Annotated in this window: 16 protein-coding genes; 8 read left to right on the top strand and 8 right to left on the bottom strand. The window is 74.0% G+C overall.

What is annotated here, in order from left to right; translation table 11 throughout:
* Positions 1–18 precede the first annotated feature (18 nt).
* The 8 genes from ACF07N_RS01255 to ACF07N_RS01220 form a co-directional block, all read right to left on the bottom strand.
* Entirely contained in the window at positions 19–1,596 is a 1,578-nt protein-coding gene (locus tag ACF07N_RS01255) for a class I adenylate-forming enzyme family protein (RefSeq protein WP_392108717.1), read from the bottom strand.
* Positions 1,597–1,607: 11 nt separating this feature from the next.
* Positions 1,608–2,987, bottom strand: a complete 1,380-nt coding sequence (locus tag ACF07N_RS01250; RefSeq protein ID WP_383343118.1) for a protoporphyrinogen/coproporphyrinogen oxidase — start codon at positions 2,985–2,987, stop codon at positions 1,608–1,610.
* Positions 2,984–3,961: a UbiA family prenyltransferase gene (locus tag ACF07N_RS01245; protein WP_392106842.1), complete on the bottom strand. Its 978-nt coding sequence runs from the start codon at positions 3,959–3,961 to the stop codon at positions 2,984–2,986. Before ACF07N_RS01245 ends, ACF07N_RS01250 begins: the two co-directional genes overlap by 4 nt.
* Before the next feature lie 27 nt (positions 3,962–3,988).
* Entirely contained in the window at positions 3,989–5,113 is a 1,125-nt protein-coding gene (locus ACF07N_RS01240; protein WP_392106839.1) for a DegT/DnrJ/EryC1/StrS family aminotransferase, read from the bottom strand.
* The gene (locus tag ACF07N_RS01235; protein ID WP_392106836.1) at positions 5,110–6,348 is read right to left on the bottom strand and encodes a DegT/DnrJ/EryC1/StrS family aminotransferase; all 1,239 of its coding nucleotides are present in this window, start codon (positions 6,346–6,348) and stop codon (positions 5,110–5,112) included. The genes ACF07N_RS01240 and ACF07N_RS01235 overlap by 4 nt, the downstream gene beginning before the upstream one ends.
* Before the next feature lie 134 nt (positions 6,349–6,482).
* Complete coding sequence (locus ACF07N_RS01230) at positions 6,483–7,013, bottom strand: EF-hand domain-containing protein (RefSeq protein ID WP_392106833.1); 531 nt, start codon at positions 7,011–7,013, stop codon at positions 6,483–6,485.
* Positions 7,014–7,115: 102 nt separating this feature from the next.
* Positions 7,116–7,508, bottom strand: a complete 393-nt coding sequence (locus ACF07N_RS01225; RefSeq protein WP_392106830.1) for a hypothetical protein — start codon at positions 7,506–7,508, stop codon at positions 7,116–7,118.
* Positions 7,509–7,680: 172 nt separating this feature from the next.
* Positions 7,681–8,220, bottom strand: a complete 540-nt coding sequence (locus ACF07N_RS01220; RefSeq protein WP_392106827.1) for an EF-hand domain-containing protein — start codon at positions 8,218–8,220, stop codon at positions 7,681–7,683.
* Positions 8,221–8,802: 582 nt separating this feature from the next.
* Here ACF07N_RS01220 and ACF07N_RS01215 point away from each other — a divergent pair.
* The 8 genes from ACF07N_RS01215 (at position 8,803) to ACF07N_RS01180 (ending at position 15,929) form a co-directional block, all read left to right on the top strand.
* A complete protein-coding gene (locus ACF07N_RS01215) occupies positions 8,803–9,855 on the top strand; it encodes a hypothetical protein (protein ID WP_392106824.1) in 1,053 nt (350 codons plus the stop codon).
* A 70-nt stretch (positions 9,856–9,925) separates the two neighbouring features.
* Positions 9,926–10,870 carry a sugar phosphate isomerase/epimerase family protein gene (locus ACF07N_RS01210; RefSeq protein ID WP_392106822.1) on the top strand — a complete coding sequence of 315 codons (945 nt, stop codon included), beginning with the start codon at positions 9,926–9,928 and terminating at the stop codon, positions 10,868–10,870.
* Entirely contained in the window at positions 10,863–12,281 is a 1,419-nt protein-coding gene (locus ACF07N_RS01205) for a M20/M25/M40 family metallo-hydrolase (protein ID WP_392106819.1), read from the top strand. The genes ACF07N_RS01210 and ACF07N_RS01205 overlap by 8 nt, the downstream gene beginning before the upstream one ends.
* Positions 12,278–13,531 carry an Ldh family oxidoreductase gene (locus tag ACF07N_RS01200; RefSeq protein ID WP_392106816.1) on the top strand — a complete coding sequence of 418 codons (1,254 nt, stop codon included), beginning with the start codon at positions 12,278–12,280 and terminating at the stop codon, positions 13,529–13,531. The genes ACF07N_RS01205 and ACF07N_RS01200 overlap by 4 nt, the downstream gene beginning before the upstream one ends.
* Complete coding sequence (locus ACF07N_RS01195; RefSeq protein WP_392106813.1) at positions 13,528–14,496, top strand: Gfo/Idh/MocA family protein; 969 nt, start codon at positions 13,528–13,530, stop codon at positions 14,494–14,496. Before ACF07N_RS01200 ends, ACF07N_RS01195 begins: the two co-directional genes overlap by 4 nt.
* Positions 14,493–14,906, top strand: coding sequence for a DUF6917 domain-containing protein (locus ACF07N_RS01190; RefSeq protein WP_392106810.1), 414 nt, complete (start codon positions 14,493–14,495; stop codon positions 14,904–14,906). Before ACF07N_RS01195 ends, ACF07N_RS01190 begins: the two co-directional genes overlap by 4 nt.
* Positions 14,903–15,334 carry a carboxymuconolactone decarboxylase family protein gene (locus ACF07N_RS01185; protein ID WP_392106807.1) on the top strand — a complete coding sequence of 144 codons (432 nt, stop codon included), beginning with the start codon at positions 14,903–14,905 and terminating at the stop codon, positions 15,332–15,334. The genes ACF07N_RS01190 and ACF07N_RS01185 overlap by 4 nt, the downstream gene beginning before the upstream one ends.
* A gap of 115 nt (positions 15,335–15,449) precedes the next feature.
* Positions 15,450–15,929, top strand: coding sequence for a MarR family winged helix-turn-helix transcriptional regulator (locus ACF07N_RS01180; RefSeq protein ID WP_392106804.1), 480 nt, complete (start codon positions 15,450–15,452; stop codon positions 15,927–15,929).
* The last annotated feature ends 125 nt before the right edge of the window (positions 15,930–16,054 follow it).

Raw genomic sequence — 16,054 nt, 5'->3', positions numbered from 1 at the left:
TCGTCCCCTCGTGCCGGTTCAGGTCCAGCGGCCGGAGCCGGAGGTGGCGCTGCGGCCGGTGAGGCGGCGCAACAGCTCCCCGCGCCGCACCTTGCCGGTGCCGGTGCGGGGCACTTCGTCCCAGATGAGGACGGCCGGTTCCCGCAGGGGCGGCAGGTCCCGTACCGCTTCCTTCCAGCGGGCCCGGTCGAGTACGCCGTCGGCGGTGACCACGACCGGCAGCGGGTCGTGGCCGGGCTCGGCGAGGACGACGCACTCCAGTGCCCGGGGCAGCCGGGTCTGCAGGAGGTCCTCGGTGCGCAGGCAGCTGAGCCGCGGGGTGTGGTCCACCTCGCGGTCGAGCAGGTCGAGGCTGCCGTCGCGGTTGCGGCGGCCGATGTCGCCGGTGTTCCACCAGGGGCCGTGCCGCTTGGCCGCCCAGCGGTCCTGCTCGCCGAGGTACCCCAAAGCGCAGGCGGCGGTCCTGGCCAGCACCAGGCCCGTCCGGCCGCGCGGCAGGGGCCGGAGGGTGTCCGGGTCGACCACCCGCAGCCGCGTCTTGACGGGCACCGGGCGTCCCAGGTTCCGGGTGCGCGATCCCCGTGTCGCCGCGTCGGCGGAGCGCCGGGTGTGGAAGCGGAAGGTCAGGGGTCCCGTCTCGGTCTGTCCCCAGCCCTCCACCCACAGGGGGCTGCGGTGCCGGCTCGCGGCGAGGTAGGCGCGGACGGTGGGGGGATGCATGGCGTCGTAGGTGCTGATGACCACGCGGACGCGCCGGAACGGGTTGTCGAGGCCTTCGGTCAGGGGCTGGAAGCGGACGAACGAGGCGGGCAGCGCCTCCAGGACGGTCGGCGGATGGGCTCGCAGCACGGGGTCGGCGAGGTTCGGGTCCTGCGTGGTGATGACGGAGATCGCGGCGGGGCCCATGGACAGGGCGCTCGCGGTCCAGCAGAACGTCCGTCCGTGGGCGAACGCGCTGGCGTTGACCAGGGTGTCGTCGCGCCGCACCCCGATCCGCGGCAGCCGTACGCTCTCGAAGCGGGCCAGTTCGCGGACGATGGTGCGGGTCGAGTGCACCACCAGTTTGGGCACTCCGGTGGTGCCCGAGGTGTGGTGCACGATCAGGGGTTCGTCGTCGTGCCGGCGGTGGGGTCCGGGGGCGGCGTGTCCGCGCACGTCGTCCAGGCGGAGCGTCCCGGGCACGGCGGCGTCCAGGACCAGGGTCGCCCGTGCGGCGGCGGCCGGGTCGGTGCCCTCCCGCCGCGCGCGTTCCAGCACCGGGGCCGTGGTGACCAGGAGGGCGGGGTCGAGGCGGGACAGCAGCGTGCCCAGCACCTCGCCGGACAGGTGCGCCGACAACTGCGCGGGCACGGCCCCGACGCGCACGGCGGCGCAGGCGAGCAGGTCGTAGTCCCAGTGGTTGTCCTTGACGATCGCCACCCGGTCCCCGGGGCCGGCCCCGGCGGCGCTCAGCCAGCCGGCGGCGTCCCGTACGAGGGCGGCGAGCCCGGGGAGCGTGTAGTGGGTCCGGGTGTCCGTGCCGAGGGTGAAGGGCCGGTCCAGGTGGACCTGTGTGCCCAGGCGCCGTTCGGCGCACTCGTCGAACAGGACGCCCATGTCGTGCGGTTTCACGAGACGGTCTCCTCGGTGGGGCGGGCGGCCGGGTGGGCCGGGCCGGTCGTCCTGGGCGGTCGCAGCCGGCTGAGGACCCGTGAGGCCGCGAGGGCGCCGGCGCGGACGGCGCCCTCACTGGCGGGCCGCAGCATCACCCAGTCGCCGGCGTACTCCACGGGCCGGGCGGGGCGTGCCATGAACCGTGCGCGCCGGCGCAGGGCGTCGGGGGTCGCCTCGGGCAGGCCGTGGGTGAAGGCGTGCACGAAGCGGTGCTTCGCGGCCGCTTCGAGCCCGGGGACGTACCGGCCGGCCGCGCGCACGAGCCGGTCGGCCGTCTGGTTCTCCGGTGCGGCCATCAGGTCGGGGATGCGGCGGGCGTCCGCCATGAGGGTCAGCAGTCCCCTGCCCGCCGGGGCCCGGCCGGGGTGCTTGGCGTGGTCGACGATGATCGCGGAGAGCACGTCGTCCTCCGCGTCCGGTGTCAGCAGCACGTACAGCGGTGTGCGGCACCGGGGTGCGAGCGGCCGGTCCAGCAGGCAGCTCACCTTGAGGGTGGGGGTGAAGGTGCAGGCGCGCAGGAACGGAAGCTCGTCGGCGGGGGCGTTGGCGTGCAGGCGGGCCGCGACCGGCGCGGGCACGCAGAGGACCGCCGAGCGGGCCGTGACCGTGTCGTCCCCGACGCGCAGCCGCACGGAGTCCGCCTCGGTGACGACCTCGTGCACGGTGCGCCCGGTGCGCACGTCGAGTTGTTCGGCCAGGCGCCGGGCGAGCAGGTCCATGCCGTCGCGGTACGTGCGCCATCCGGCGGCCGGTCCCACCGCCAGCAGCAGACACAGCATCGGCGCCACCGCCGAGCGGGCCGTGTCCCAGCCGAAGAAGCTGCCCGCGACGGGCTGGAGCAGGTAGTCGTGCACGTCGCGGTGGTACCGCCGGGCGAACTCCCGGACGGTCAGGGCCCCTGCCGGGGTGCGTTCCGGGTGGTCGGCGTCGAACGCGCCGCGGCGCGCGCCCGCCCAGGCCATGAGCCGGACGAGGTCGGCGCGGGCGCGGGGCGGGAGCCCGGCGCCGGTGAGCACCGCGGAGAGGTCCGCGACGCCGGGGTGGGCCCGTCCGCCGCGCCACACTCCGACGGACCTGCCGATGCGCGGCACGTCGTGGTCCGGCACGCCCAGCCGCGCGAGCAGTTCCCAGGTCGCGCGGTAGCCGTGCGCCGAGATCTGTTCGGCGCCCTCGTCGATGGTGTAGCCGTCCCGTCGGAAGCTGCGCATCCGGCCGCCGACGTGGTCCCGGGCCTCGAAGACCCGCACCTCCAGCCCGGCGCGCCGCAGTTCGTGCGCGGCGGTCAGCCCGGCCATGCCCGCGCCGACCACGGCCACGTCGAGACCGGGGCTCATCCGCCGGCTCCGGCGCCGACGGCCAGGTTGGCGGTGATCAGCAGCACCGTGCCGAGCCGGTGCGCCGGGAATCCCTGCCGGCGGGCGCGCATGATGTCGCCCCGGTGGAAGCCCGTGCGGTACTGCCGGACGCGCAGCACGGTGACCGGCAGCATCAGGAGGACGAACCACCAGGGGGCGATCCCGAGGGCGGAGGCGACGGCGCCGGTGAGGAACTCCGCGGCGGACAGCGCCCCGACGAAGACGGCGTTGCCCCGCGGCGACACCAGGCACGCCACGGTACGGCGTCCCACGGCCCGGTCCCCCGGGATGTCGTTGGTGTTGGAGTACACGCCGAACAGCAGCGGCCCGAACCCGAAGAGCACGCCCTGCACCAGCACGAACCCGGAGAAGTGGCCGGCCGCGAGGCCGTACGCGCCCAGTACCAGGGCCGCTCCCAGACCGGCCAGGAAGATCTCCTGGAAGCCGTGGTAGCTGATCTTCAGCCCGTACGAGTACTGGACGGAGAGCACGAAGAGCACCGCGATCAGGATCACGGCCCACAGCGGCCGGTGCGGTGCGGCGGCCACGGCGGCGGCCCAGAGCACGGCGCCGGCCGCGGCGGTGGACCAGCCGAAACGGAGTGCTTCGCGCAGAGTGAGGGTCCCCGCCACGAGCGGCTTGCGGAGTTTGTTGCGCAGCGGGTCGTCCGGGCCGTAGTTGGCGGCGTCGCTGCCGTCGCGGTAGCCGGTCACGTCGTCGAGGGCGACCATCGCCACGATCACGAAGACCGCGCCGAGGAGGAACAGGGCGAGCGTCACGACGGTCGCCGCTGACAGGCGGGAGACGGGCAGCAGCACCGCGGAGAACGCCACGGCGACGCTCGGGTAGTAGTCGTAGACGTCGAGTTTGCCCAGCCGGGCGTAGCTGCGCAGCTTGCTCTCGGGGCGTGCCGTTCCGGTGTCGAGCGGTCCGGCCTCGGTGCGGGTCGTCATCTGCTCCGCTCCTTCGGGTGTGTTCGGTCAGCGGCTGCCGCGCGCCCGGGCGTAGGCGCAGACCGTGTCCGCGATGTGTTCCACCTGGGCGTCGGTCAGGCGCGGGTGGACGGGCAGGGCCAGTTGGCGCCGGGCGGCGTTCTCCGCGTGCGGCCAGCGGCGGCCCTCGGGCGCGAACCGGGTGAAGGCGGACTGGTGCGGCAGCGGCAGGGGGTAGTAGACGTGGCTCTGGACGCCCCGGCCGGCGAGGTACCGCCGCAGTTCGTCCCGCTCCTCGGCGAGCAGCGAGTAGACGTAGAAGCAGCGGCCGTCGCGGCCGGGCGGCGGGGGCAGCACCCCGTGCTCGCGCAGCGGGGTGAAGCGCTCGGTGTAGTACGCGGCGATGCGGGCCCGGCGCTCCAGGCGGGCGGGGAGGCCGGGCAGGCGGTGCAGCTGGAAGGCCGCGAGGACCTCGTCGAACCGGCTGTTGTAGCCGATGCGCGGGTGGACGAACCGCTCGCTCTGCCCGTGGTTGCGCAACGACCGTACGGCGTGGCCGAGTTCGGGGTCCATGGCGACGACGGCACCGCCCTCGCCGGCCGTTCCGAAGGTCTTGACCTGGACGAAGGAGAACACTCCGGCCTCCCCCCAGGTGCCGGCGGGACGGCCGTCGAGGACTCCGCCCTGCGCGACCGCCGAGTCCTCGACCAGCCGGACTCCGTACCGCCGGGCGATCTGTCGCATGCGGGGCATGTCGGCCATCACCGAGAACATGTGCGCCGGCATGACGGCCCGGGTGCGGCCGGTGATCGCGCGTTCCACCTCGTCGGGGTCGGCGACCATCGTCCAGGGGTCGATGTCCGCGAACACGGGCGTCGCGCCCAGTCCCGCCACGGTGCTGGCGAGGGGTGCGCAGCCGTAGGCCGGTACGACGACCTCGTCGCCGGAACCGATCCCGAGGGCGTGCAGGACGAGGGTCAGCGCCGAGGTGCCGCTGGAGCAGGCCACGACGTCGGCGGCGCCGAGCGAGGTGCGCAGGGCTTCCTCGAACCGGGCGGTGTGCTCGCCGAGGAGGAACCTCTGCTCCGGCGCGGTGCCGAGGGCGTGGACGAGGTCCAGCAGGGTCTGCCGGTCGTCCTCGAAGAGGTCCGGGGGGAAGAAGGGGATCGTCACACCGTCCTCCCCGTCGCGAAGCGGCGGACGAGGTCACAGACCGTGTCGACGTCGTCGAGGCTCATGTCGGGGTACAGCGGCAGGGCGAGGGTGCGCTCGCAGGCCCGCTCGGCGTGCGGGAAGTCGCCCCGGCGGTGTCCCGCACCGGCGAAGCACTCCTGGAGGTGCAGCGGGACCGGGTAGTACGTCTCGGTGCCCACGCCGTGCCTGGCCAGGTACGCGGCCAGGTCGTCCCGCCGTTCCACCTCGACGAGGTAGACGTAGAAGACGGGATCGGTGCGGGCGCCGCGGGGCACCGGGGTGGGCAGGCGCAGGACGCCGGGCGTACCGGCCAGCCGTTCGGTGTAGGCGGCGGCGAGCCGGGCCCTGCGCGCGATGTCCTCGTGCAGGCGGGTGAGTTTGGCGAGCAGGACGGCCGCCTGGATGTCGTCCATCTTGCTGTTGACGCCGTTGACGGTGGTCTCGTTGCTGATGCCGGGGAAGTGGGCCAGCGTGCGGCCGTAGCGCCCGTGGTGGCGCAACGCCCCCGCCGTCTCGGCGAGCCGGGGGTCGTCGGTGAGGATCGCCCCGGCGTCCCCGAGGGCGCCGAGCGTCTTGGTGGGGAAGAAGGAGAGCACTCCCCCGGCCCCCAGCAGCCCGGCGTGCACGCCGTCCCACCGCATGCCGATGGCCTCCGCGCTGTCCTCCACCACGGTCAGCCCGTGCCGGCGTCCGAGCCCGAGCAGCGCGTCCATGTCGGCCATCTGGCAGAAGAGGTGGACGGGCATGATCATGCGGGTGCGGGCAGTGATCGCGTCGGCCGCCGACGCGGGGTCGAGCGTGTAGGTGACGGGGTCGATGTCGGCGAAGACCGGCCGGCCGCCGGCCAGTACGACGGAGGACGCCGACGCGATGAAGGTGAACGCGGGGACGACGACCTCGTCGCCGGGCCGGAGGCCGCAGGCCCGCAGCAGCAGCACCAGGGCGTCGGTGCCGCTGTTCACACCCACCGCGTAGCGTGCGCCGGTCCACCGGGCGAGTGCCTCCTCGAACCGGGCGACCTGCCGCCCGTGCGAGAACTTGCCGTCGTCGAAGACCTCGGTCAGCCGCGACCGGACGTCCGGCCAGAGGGTCTCGAAGGTCCGGGCCTGGGTGAAGAAGGGCACGGGCCCGGGGGTGGCGGCCGCCGTGCCGGCCGTGCCCGCGGCCGTCCCGCCGATCGTGCCGTTCCTGGGTCCGGAGAGTGCGTCGTGCATGGTTCCTCTCGTGGCGGTGGTGACGGAGGCGAGCGAGCCGAACGGCCGGCGGCAAGGGGGCCCGCGGCGGCGCTCCCCGACGGGGCCGGGGAGCGCCGGACACGGGAGAGGGTGACCGGACCGGTCACGGGCGCTCAGAGGAGGGAGAACTCCAACTCGCCCGAGTGGTACCGGTGGACGGCCGTGACGAGTTCCTCGACCGACAGCTGCCCGTCGCCGTCGGTGTCGATCCGCCCGAAGGCCGTGGCCGCGGTGGCGCTGTCGGTGCCGACGGCCTGCATCCAGCGCTGGAACTCCTGAGGGCTGACCTGGCCGTCGCCGTCGGTGTCGCACAGGTCCGCGATCGCGCTGATCGTGGGGCGCAGGACCTGGTCGAAGCCGGCCTCTCCACGCTCGAACAGCTGCTCCTCGACCACCTGCGAGAACCGGTCGAAGCCCAGTGCCCCGCCGGCGCCGACCCCGGCCTGCCTCGCGATGTGCTCCCACATGCCGAGGTACGCGTCGGTGAGGGCCCGGCCCTTCGGGGAATCCTCGCTTTCCCCGAACGAGTCCAGGATGCGCTGTGCCTCGTCGGCCCAGTCACTGCGGTCGATGGTGCCGTCGCCGTTCTTGTCCCACATCTCGAAACGGCGACGCAGCCGCTGTTCCTGCACGGAAGTCGTCATTCTTCTCCTTCTCCTTTTTCTATCGGATCCGCGATCCGGATCGTTTTCCGGAGCATTCGCGATCAACCCACTCGTACGAGTGAGAAAGGAATATCGAGCTGTTCACCGGTCGCGCCGGCACCACAGGAGCACCCACCCCGACACGGCAATCGGGGCCACTTGGGAGACGAGTTGCCCGGCCACGTGCGCGGCAGTGAAACGATCGAGATGGGCGACGTGGTAGATCAGATGCGGAACCGTGAAGCCGAGGCATCCGAGGGCCGCCGCGCGTGCCAGGTTCCTTTCGGGGACGACGGCGGCGGCCACCAGAACCGCCGTGAGACCGAGCGACAGGGCACCGAGATCACGCACCAGGTGTTCGTTGTACGGCGGAAATCTCGTCACCCACCCGAGGCCCGGGAAAGGGAACTCGCCGTAGAAGGAGCGGGGCGCGCACAGGGCCCACAGTCCGGGCAGTCCCTGCCCCAGGGCGAGCAGCACCAGCGCGGCCCGCACGGGAAGGGGACGGTGGTCCGGCGCCGGCAGCGGCGGCCTCGCCGTCCCGGCCGGCCGGGAGGCCGCCTGGGTCCCGGTGGCCCTGTCCGGCCGGGGGTGGCCCCGCAGGGCCGGCGGGCGGGGAGCCGCCCGGAGCGTCTCGCGCCCGGAGCGGCCCTGTCCGGCCCGCGGCTCAGACACCCAGGAGCGGGGCGTCGAGCTCGCCCGCGTGGTACCTGCCCACCGCGGCCACGAGCTCCTCGACGGACAGCTGCCCGCTTCCGTCGGTGTCGATGAGGCGGAACACCTCGTCCGCGTCGACCCGGTCGTTGCCGAGGGCGGCCAGCCACTTGCGGAACTCGGCCGGATCGACCTGCCCGTCCCCGTCGACGTCACACAGGTCGACCATCGCGCGGACGCTGGGCCGGAGCATGGCGCTGAAGCCGGCCGCACCCCGGCTGACCATCTGGGCGTCGGCGATGCCGACGAACTCCTCGACCGACAGGGACGCGCCGGGGTCGCGGCCGGCCTGTCCCATCATGTAGTCCCACATGTGCGGATAGGCGTGCAGCAGCGCCTGGGCCTTGGGGGAGCTCTCCTCTTCCCCGAAGGCCTCCACGATGCGCCGGGCCTCCGCCTCCAGGTCGCCGCGCTCCACCCGCCCGTCCCCGTTGGTGTCGTACAGCGCGAAGCGCTGCCGGAGACGCTCGGTCTGGGCCGTCTTGTTGGACATCTCACTCCTCGTCGTCGAAAAGCTGCGGCGAAAACCGGCAGTATCGCGCCCGATCCAAGGGAGCATGAAAAACCCGAGCACAGATCCGGGCGATCAACCGCCCCACGCGAGACCGAATTCGAGCGTCTCGCTGCAAGCTACATGAGTACTGGTCCCCGTCCGCGCCTGTCAATGGACGGAGGGATCATCGGAATACGCAGAAACATTTCTTCCGGAAGGCTGCGATCCGTTCCACGGCCGATTGTTTTCGGCTGCGGGTTCGGGCTCACCCACAGGAATCCCCTGCGACACGGAACCTGCAGGTCCGCCCGGATGCCACCGCCGCTTTCGACGTCCGTTTCAGCCATCTTGCCGTCGCCACCGAAAAGCCGCGACCAAAGACGAAGCGGGCCCCTGTCCGATACGATGCGTCGAGCCGGTCCGACGCAACCAGCGCCTCTTCCGCCGCACATTTCACGAGAACCGTCACACGCGTTTCCCGTCGCGAGGACATGGGTATGCAGATCGCTTTCCGCATACCCGAGCGTGCAATTCCGCTCGGGTATTACTTTCTGAAGAAATACACGCTAGGGGGGTCGAGGCGTGCTGTGCACGTTGATCGTCGGCTTGGGCCGCGCCGGCCTGGGACTGCATGTGCCCGTGCTGTCGCGTGCGCGTTCCCAGGCTCCCGGAGCATTCGCCGACCACCCGATCGTGGGCCTGGACCCCGGGTCCGGCCCTCCGGCCGGGCAGCCGGACCTGCTGATCGCCCGGTCCCTGCGTCACGCGGGTGAACTGCTGGACCCGGCACGGACGGTCGTCCATCTGTGCACCCCGCCCGCCGTGCGCGCCGAGGTGCTCCAGGAGGCCGCGGGGCTCGGCTTCTCCCGGTTCCTGGCGGAGAAACCGCTGGCCGGCGATCGGGAGGCGCTCCGGGAGGTGCTGCGCCTCGCGCGGGAGCACGAGCTGCGCCTGTCGGTGGTGGCGCCCTGGCTGCACAGTTCGCTGACCCGGCGTCTGGTCCGGCTGGTGGGCGACCGCGGGCTCGGCGGGGTGCGCTCCGTCCGCGTCACCCAGCACAAGCCACGGTTCCGGCGCTCCCTGGGCAGCAGCAGTCACACCTCCGCCTTCGACGTGGAGACCCCGCACGCGGTGGGCGTGCTGCTGCGCCTCCTGGGCGACGCGCGGGTGCACCGCGCCGTCGGCGCCGACCTGCGCGTCGGGCCGGTGACGGTGCCGCGCATGGGCGGCGCCCACCTGGAACTGCTGCATGCGGGAGGGGTCCGCAGCGAGGTGCTGTCCGACCTGTCCGCGCCTGTGCGCATGCGGCGGATCACGCTGGACATGGCGGGCGGCAGCGTCGTCGGGCACTACGCGGTCGGGCAGGACGACGACTTCGCCCAGCTGGAGATCACCCGTGACGGCCGCACGACCCGCGAGGTCTTCCCCGACGACTCCCTCCTGTCCTGCCTGACGGGGGCCTACCGGGCGTTCGCCGGGGGCGGGGACACGGCCGCCACCGGCGACCTCGGTCTGCACGTGCGCACGGTCGAACTGCTCGACGAGGCTAAGCGGCTGGCCACCGGCGGACGGGCGGCCGTACCACCCACCGAGGGCGGGAGCCGCCGCAAGGAGGCGATCACGCATGGGCGTTGACCACCCGTCCGGCACGGGCCCCCGGCGCGACGGGACTGTTGTGACCGGGCCTGCCGCGGCCGGAATTGGCATGGCCGGGACTGCCACGGCCGGATCCGCCCCGGCCGGGGACGATCGTGCCGGGTACGCGGCCGCCGGTATCCGTTTCGCCGGCATCGGGGACGAGGCCGCGGCGGACCTCGGCGGGCAGCTGGAGGCGTTCCGGCAACTCGGCTGGAGCGCAGTCGAGTTGCGCGACGTCGGCGGTGTCGCGGTCGCCGACCTGGACGACCGGGCCTTCGCGGACCTGGCCGACCGGATCGCGGCAGCCGGTCTCGACGTCGTGTGCGTCGACTCACGGATCGCGAACTGGGGCCGCCCGGTCACCGGACCCTTCGAGGACGACGTGGCGGAGCTGCGGGTGCTGGCCCGGCGGTGTGCCGCCCTGGGCACCCGGTACGTCCGGGTGATGTCGTACCCCAACTCCGGCCTCGGCGACGAGGAGTGGGGCAGGCGGGCGCTGACCAGGTTGACCCTGCTGGTGCAACAGGCCGAGCAGCACGGGCTGGTGCTGCTGCACGAGAACTGCAGCGGCTGGGCCGGCACCCGGGCCGACCGGATGCTGGAACTCCTGGACCGGGCCGGCGGCCCCGCCCTGCGGCTGCTGTTCGACATCGGCAACGGGGTGCCGTACGGCTACGACGCCCGCGCGCTGCTGGACGACATCATCGGCCACGTCGCCCACGTACACGTCAAGGACGCCCGGACCGGCCCGGACGGCCACGTCACGTACACGCTGCCGGGCGACGGCCAGGCAGGGGTGCGCTCCTGCCTCCGGGCCCTCCTGGAGCACGGCTACACCGGGGCCTGGTCGATCGAGCCGCACCTCCGTCTGCGACCGCACCAGGGCCACGACTCCACCGGCACCGGCGGCGTGGCCGCGTTCGTCCGCTACGGCCGGCACCTGGAACGGCTCGTGCGGCGGGACGTCCTGCCCACCCGCACCGCCGTCACCGGTGGGGGCCGGCATGGCTGACGTCCCCGCCTCGCACGCCTTCCCGGCCGACTCGGGTGCCCCGTCGCTTCCCGCCCGGCTGACACCGGCCGACCGGGCGCTGCTGCTCACGCTGCTCGACACCCCGACGGCCGGGCCGCTGGAGACCGGGGACGACGGTCCGGCCGTGCGTCTGTGGGAGGCCGGGCGGATCTACGCGACGGCGGCGTCCGCACTCGGCCTGAGGGTGCTGCGTCACGCCCCGGCCGATCCGGGTGTGCTGTGCCGGGACGACGTACCGCCGCCGGTCCGGGAGGCGGCGCGGGACGAGACGTTCCTGGCCCGTCAGCCCAGCCTGGTGCTGCGCCTCGGTCCCCGGCTCCCGCCGCGCGACACGGTCATGTTCAACGTCCACCTGGACACCGTGGCCGGATGGTGGCCGGCCCGCTTCGACGGGCGGCGCTTCACGGGCCGGGGAGCGATCGACGCCAAGGGACCCGCCGTCGCCCTGCTGGCCGGCATCCGGGCGGCACAGGCCGCGGAACCGGATGTGGGACGACGGGTCGGTGTACTCGTCCAGGCGGTCGCCGGCGAAGAGGGCGGCGCCATGGGCACGTTCGGCACCAGACCGCTGGTGGAGGCCGGGTTCACCGGCGGCCTGAACCTGTTCTGCGAGCCCACCGGGCACCGCTTGCTGCCCCGCTCGACGGCGTCGATGACGGCCGTCGTCCGCGTGGCGGGTGAGGACGCCGTGGACGACCGCCCCGAGGCCGGGCACAACGCGACCGTGCTGCTGGGGCACATCGCCGGCCACCTGGCCCGCGCCCTGCCCCCGCTGATCCGCGATGGCAGGGTGTGCGTCGCCGGCCTGCACACCGGCGAGCGGCACAACCGGGTCTACGGCGCGGGCCGGCTGCTGCTCAACATCTCCTACGGGTCCCGGGAGAGCGGCGCGGCCGCCGAAGCCGCGCTGCGGACGGCCCTGGACGAGGCGCTCGCCGCCTTCACCGCCGGGGCGGCCGGGACCCGCGACCTGGCCCGGACGGCCGCCGACGCGTCCCGGATCACCTCCCTGCACTGGCACAAACGCGGACTGCCCGCCCTGGACGGCCGGGGCCGGGTGCCGTGGGCCGAGGAACTGCTGCACACGCACGCGGGCCTGGCGCGCTGGCCGGACGAGGAACCGGCCTTCACCTGCGACGCGATCTGGCTGGCGGACGTCCCCGACTGCTACACGGCCGTCTTCGGACCCGGTGACCTGGACACCAACCGCGCCCACGCCGCGGGCGAGTACGCCGACCTGGCGGACCTGGACCGGTACGCCGGTGAGATCGCCCGCCTCCTCGTCGCCCGCGTCCGGCATCCGCCGCCCGGCGGTGCCGCCGAAGGATCCCCCGCTCACCGAGCCGCCGCGTCCGGCGCGGCGGCCGAGGACAGGAGCACCGCACGATGACCTCGACTGTCTCCGCCACCTCCCCCGCTTCTCCCCCCGTCCCCGCCCCAGCCGCCCTCTCCCCCACCGCGGCGCCCGCCGTGCCGGAGGCCGAGGGCCAGGACCCCGGTGACACCGGGGTGCGGGTGCCCTATCCGGAGCTCCTCGCCTTCGTGACGGGCGTCCTCGCCGGCAGAGGGCTGCCCGAGGGCCGCGCGGCCCTCGCCGCCGAGGCCCTGTGCCACGGCGACCTGACCGGCTTCACCAGCCACGGCGTCACCAACCTCACCCGGATCTACCTGCCACTGCTCGACTCGGGCCGCTGCGACCCGCGGGCTCAGCCGCGCATCCTCGCCGACCACGGGGCCTCCGTGCTTCTCGACGCCCGCAGGGCGCTCGGCCTGTGGGCCGCGGCCGAGGCCATGGACCTGGCGGTCGAGCGCGCCCGCCGGTACGGCGTCGGCATGGTCTCGGTCCGGGGCGCCACGCACTTCGGCTGCGCGGGCCATCACGCCCTGCGCGCGGTCCGGCACCACATGGTGGGCCTGGTCACCGCCAACTGCGGCCGGCAGCGGATCGTGCGCCCCGTCGGCGGGCTGTCCCCCATGCTCGGCACCAATCCGCTCGCGCTGGCCGCCCCGGCCGGAGACCGGCCGCCGTTCGTCCTGGACATGGCCACCACGGTCGCTCCCACCGGGAGGGTGCGGGCCGCGGCCCGCGCCGGACGGAGCGTGCCCGCGGGGTGGCTGCACGACGACAAGGGCGCCCCGGTGACCGACCCGGCCGCGTTCGACCGCGGGGAGGCGCATCTGAACTGGCTCGGCGGAGTGCCGGAGACCGGCGCCTTCAAGGGGTTCGGGCTGGGTCTGCTGGTGGAGGTGCTGTCCGCGCTCGTGCCCGGGGCCGGACTCGGCCCGCCGGGCGCGGCACCGGACGGCACTCCCCCGACGGCCGGGGCCGAACCGGCCGGACCCGACGACGACATCGGCTGCTTCCTGCTCGCCGTCGCCCCGGGGCGGCTCCGGCCCGAGGCGGAGTTCCTCACCGACGCGGACCGCCTGTTCGCCGCCCTGCTCGGCTGCCCGCCGGTGCGCGCGGACCGGCCGGTGCGCTACCCCGGCTGGCCGGAGGACGCCCGCTGCCGCGACCGGCGCGCCCACGGCGTGCCGCTTACGGCGGCCCTGCACCGGGAACTGCTCGGCCTGGCCCGGGGCAGCGGTCTCCGCTTTCCGGCACCGTGCGCGCCCGCCGAGCCCGGGAGCCCGGTATGACGGCGCCCCCCACCCCCGCTCCCCGTCCTGCGCGTATCGGCCTCATCGGCCTCGGTGTCATCTCCCGCTTCTACCTGGCCGCTCTCGAACGCGAGGCGTGCGCGCGGCTGGTGGCGGTGTGCGACCCGGACCCGGAGCGGCTCGCCGCCGCCCCGGCGGGGGTGTCGCGCCACCGCGACCACCGCGACCTGCTGCGGGCGGCGGACCTGGACGCCGTGGTGGTCAACGTGCCCAACGACCTGCACCATCCGGTGTGCCGGGACGCGTTGGCGGCGGGACGCGCGGTGTGCGTGGAGAAGCCGCTCGCCACGAGAACGGACGACGGCCACCACCTCGTGCGGCTCGCCCGGCAGCACGGCACCGTGCTGTTCACGTCCTTCCACCGCCGCTACAACAACGAGGTGCGCGCGCTGCGCCGACGGATCGCCTCCCGCGCGCCGGTCAGCTCACTGACGGTGCGTTACGAGGAGACCATCGAGGAACACGCCGGCCGGGACCGCTGGTACCTCGACCCGGAGCGCTGCGGGGGCGGCTGCGTCGCCGACAACGGCCCCAACGCGTTCGACCTGGTACGCCTGTTCCTCGGTGAGGTACGGGTGACCGAGGCCACCGTGCGCCGTGACCGGCGGGGCGTCGACCGGCAGGCACAGGTGGTGCTGCACGCCCCGTCCGGGGCCGAGGCCCGGGTGGTGCTCGACTGGTCCCACCCCGGCGAACGCAAGACGGTCGAGGTGCGGCTCGCCGACGGGACCGTCGACCGGGCCGACATGCTCGCGGGTCACCGCGAGTTCAAGGGGTCCCTGTGGCACGAGTACGTCGGGGTGCTGCGGGACTTCACCGACGTCCTGTCCGGGCGCCGCGCGAACGAACCCGACGGCCTGGCCGCCCTGGAACTCGTGGCCGCGTCCTACGCGAGCGCACGCGCCGGCCGGTCCCACATGCGTACGGAGGTGCCGCGGTCGTGAACCCGGGAGAGGACGGTGCCAAGCGCATCGTGCGCGGACGGCTGGTGAAGGTGCTGACGCACCGGCGTGACGACCGGGGCATGACCCTGGAGGGCTTCGCGAGCCGGTGCGTCCGCCGGGGGGAGGTGCATGAGCTGGTGACGACCGACCACACGGAGACGGCCGCCGGCGCCCGGGTCGACCGGGTGGGTTTCCTGGGCTTCGTGGAGATCGGCTGCGGCGGTGTCATCGACCGGGGCGACGAGGTCTGGGCGGGCGGGAGGCGCGTGGGGACGGTCCTGGGGTTCGACGCCTGCCACGTCCCGAACCACTACAACATCCTCGTCTCGGTGCCCGAGCCGCTCACCGGCCCCGGGCTCGGTCTGGCACCCGAGGCCGAGGTCCGGTTCGCCCAGGGCGAGCCGTCATGACCCCGCGCATCGACTTCGCCGCGCTCGAACCGGGGGCCTACCGGGCCATGCTGGGGCTGGAGCAGTACCTCGCGTCCAGCCCCCTGCCCGCGGGGCTGCGCGAGCTGGTCGCGCTGCGCGCCAGTCAGCTCAACGGCTGTGCGTTCTGCGTGGAGCTGCACCGTCGCCGGGCCGGGAACGGCGGCGAGTCCGGGGAACGGCTGGCCCTGCTCGCGAGCTGGCACACGTCCGCCTGCTTCAGCGACGCCGAACGGGCCGCGCTCGCCCTGACCGAGGCCACGACCCGCCTGGGCCCGGAGGGCGTGCCCGACGCCGTGTGGAAGGAGGCCGCCGCCCACTGGGACGACCGGCAGCTGGCGGCGCTCGTCATGACGGTCGCCACCGCCAACGCGTGGAACCGGATCGCCGTCGGCACAGGCTTGGGATGAAACCCGTGCCGGGGCGTACGGACGGCTGCGCGGCGAGGCAGCGAGGCTGCGAGGCTGCGCGGCTGCGAGATTCAGTATGTTGACATAGGTTTTTCTTCATAGCTATCTTGGGCACGTGACCGGAAGCAGTGGGGCTCAGCCGAGCCAGGGCGCCGACCAGGTGGCCGCGGGCCTCGTGGCGTGCCTGCCCGCGCTGAACCGGCAACTCAAGCTGCACATCGAGCGGCATCTGCCCTACCCGAAGCTCCCGGAGCGGCAGCTGGCCCTGCTGCAGTACGTCGCGGAGCACGACGGCGCCACGGTGCACAAGGCGGCCGACGCCCTGCGCATGATGCCGAACAACGTCAGCGCCCTGGTCACCCGCCTCACCGAGGCGGGCCTGCTGGAGCGGCGTCAGGACGACACCGACAAGCGCGTGGCGCACCTGCGCGTCACCGCGCTGGCGCGGCACCGCATCGGCGAGGTGGAGCACATCGCGGCGGCACGGCTCGCGTCCGCGCTGCGCACCCTCACCGACGGCGACCTCGACGCCCTCGGCTCGGCGCTCGGCGCCCTCGGCGCACTCACCCGGCGCCTGCGCGACCAGTCCGCCTGACCGGTCCGGCGCCCCGCTTCCCCACCGCCCCCGCCGCGTCCGCGGCGGGGCCGGGCGTGCTGCCCCGACGGGCCCGCCCCGCCTGCCCACGCGCGCCGAGCCGCGCGCCCCCACATATCCCGAGG

The organism is Streptomyces sp. NPDC015242 (assembly GCF_043079125.1).
Taxonomy (GTDB): Bacteria; Actinomycetota; Actinomycetes; order Streptomycetales; family Streptomycetaceae; genus Streptomyces.
This window is presented reverse-complemented; position numbering and strand designations above follow the sequence as displayed.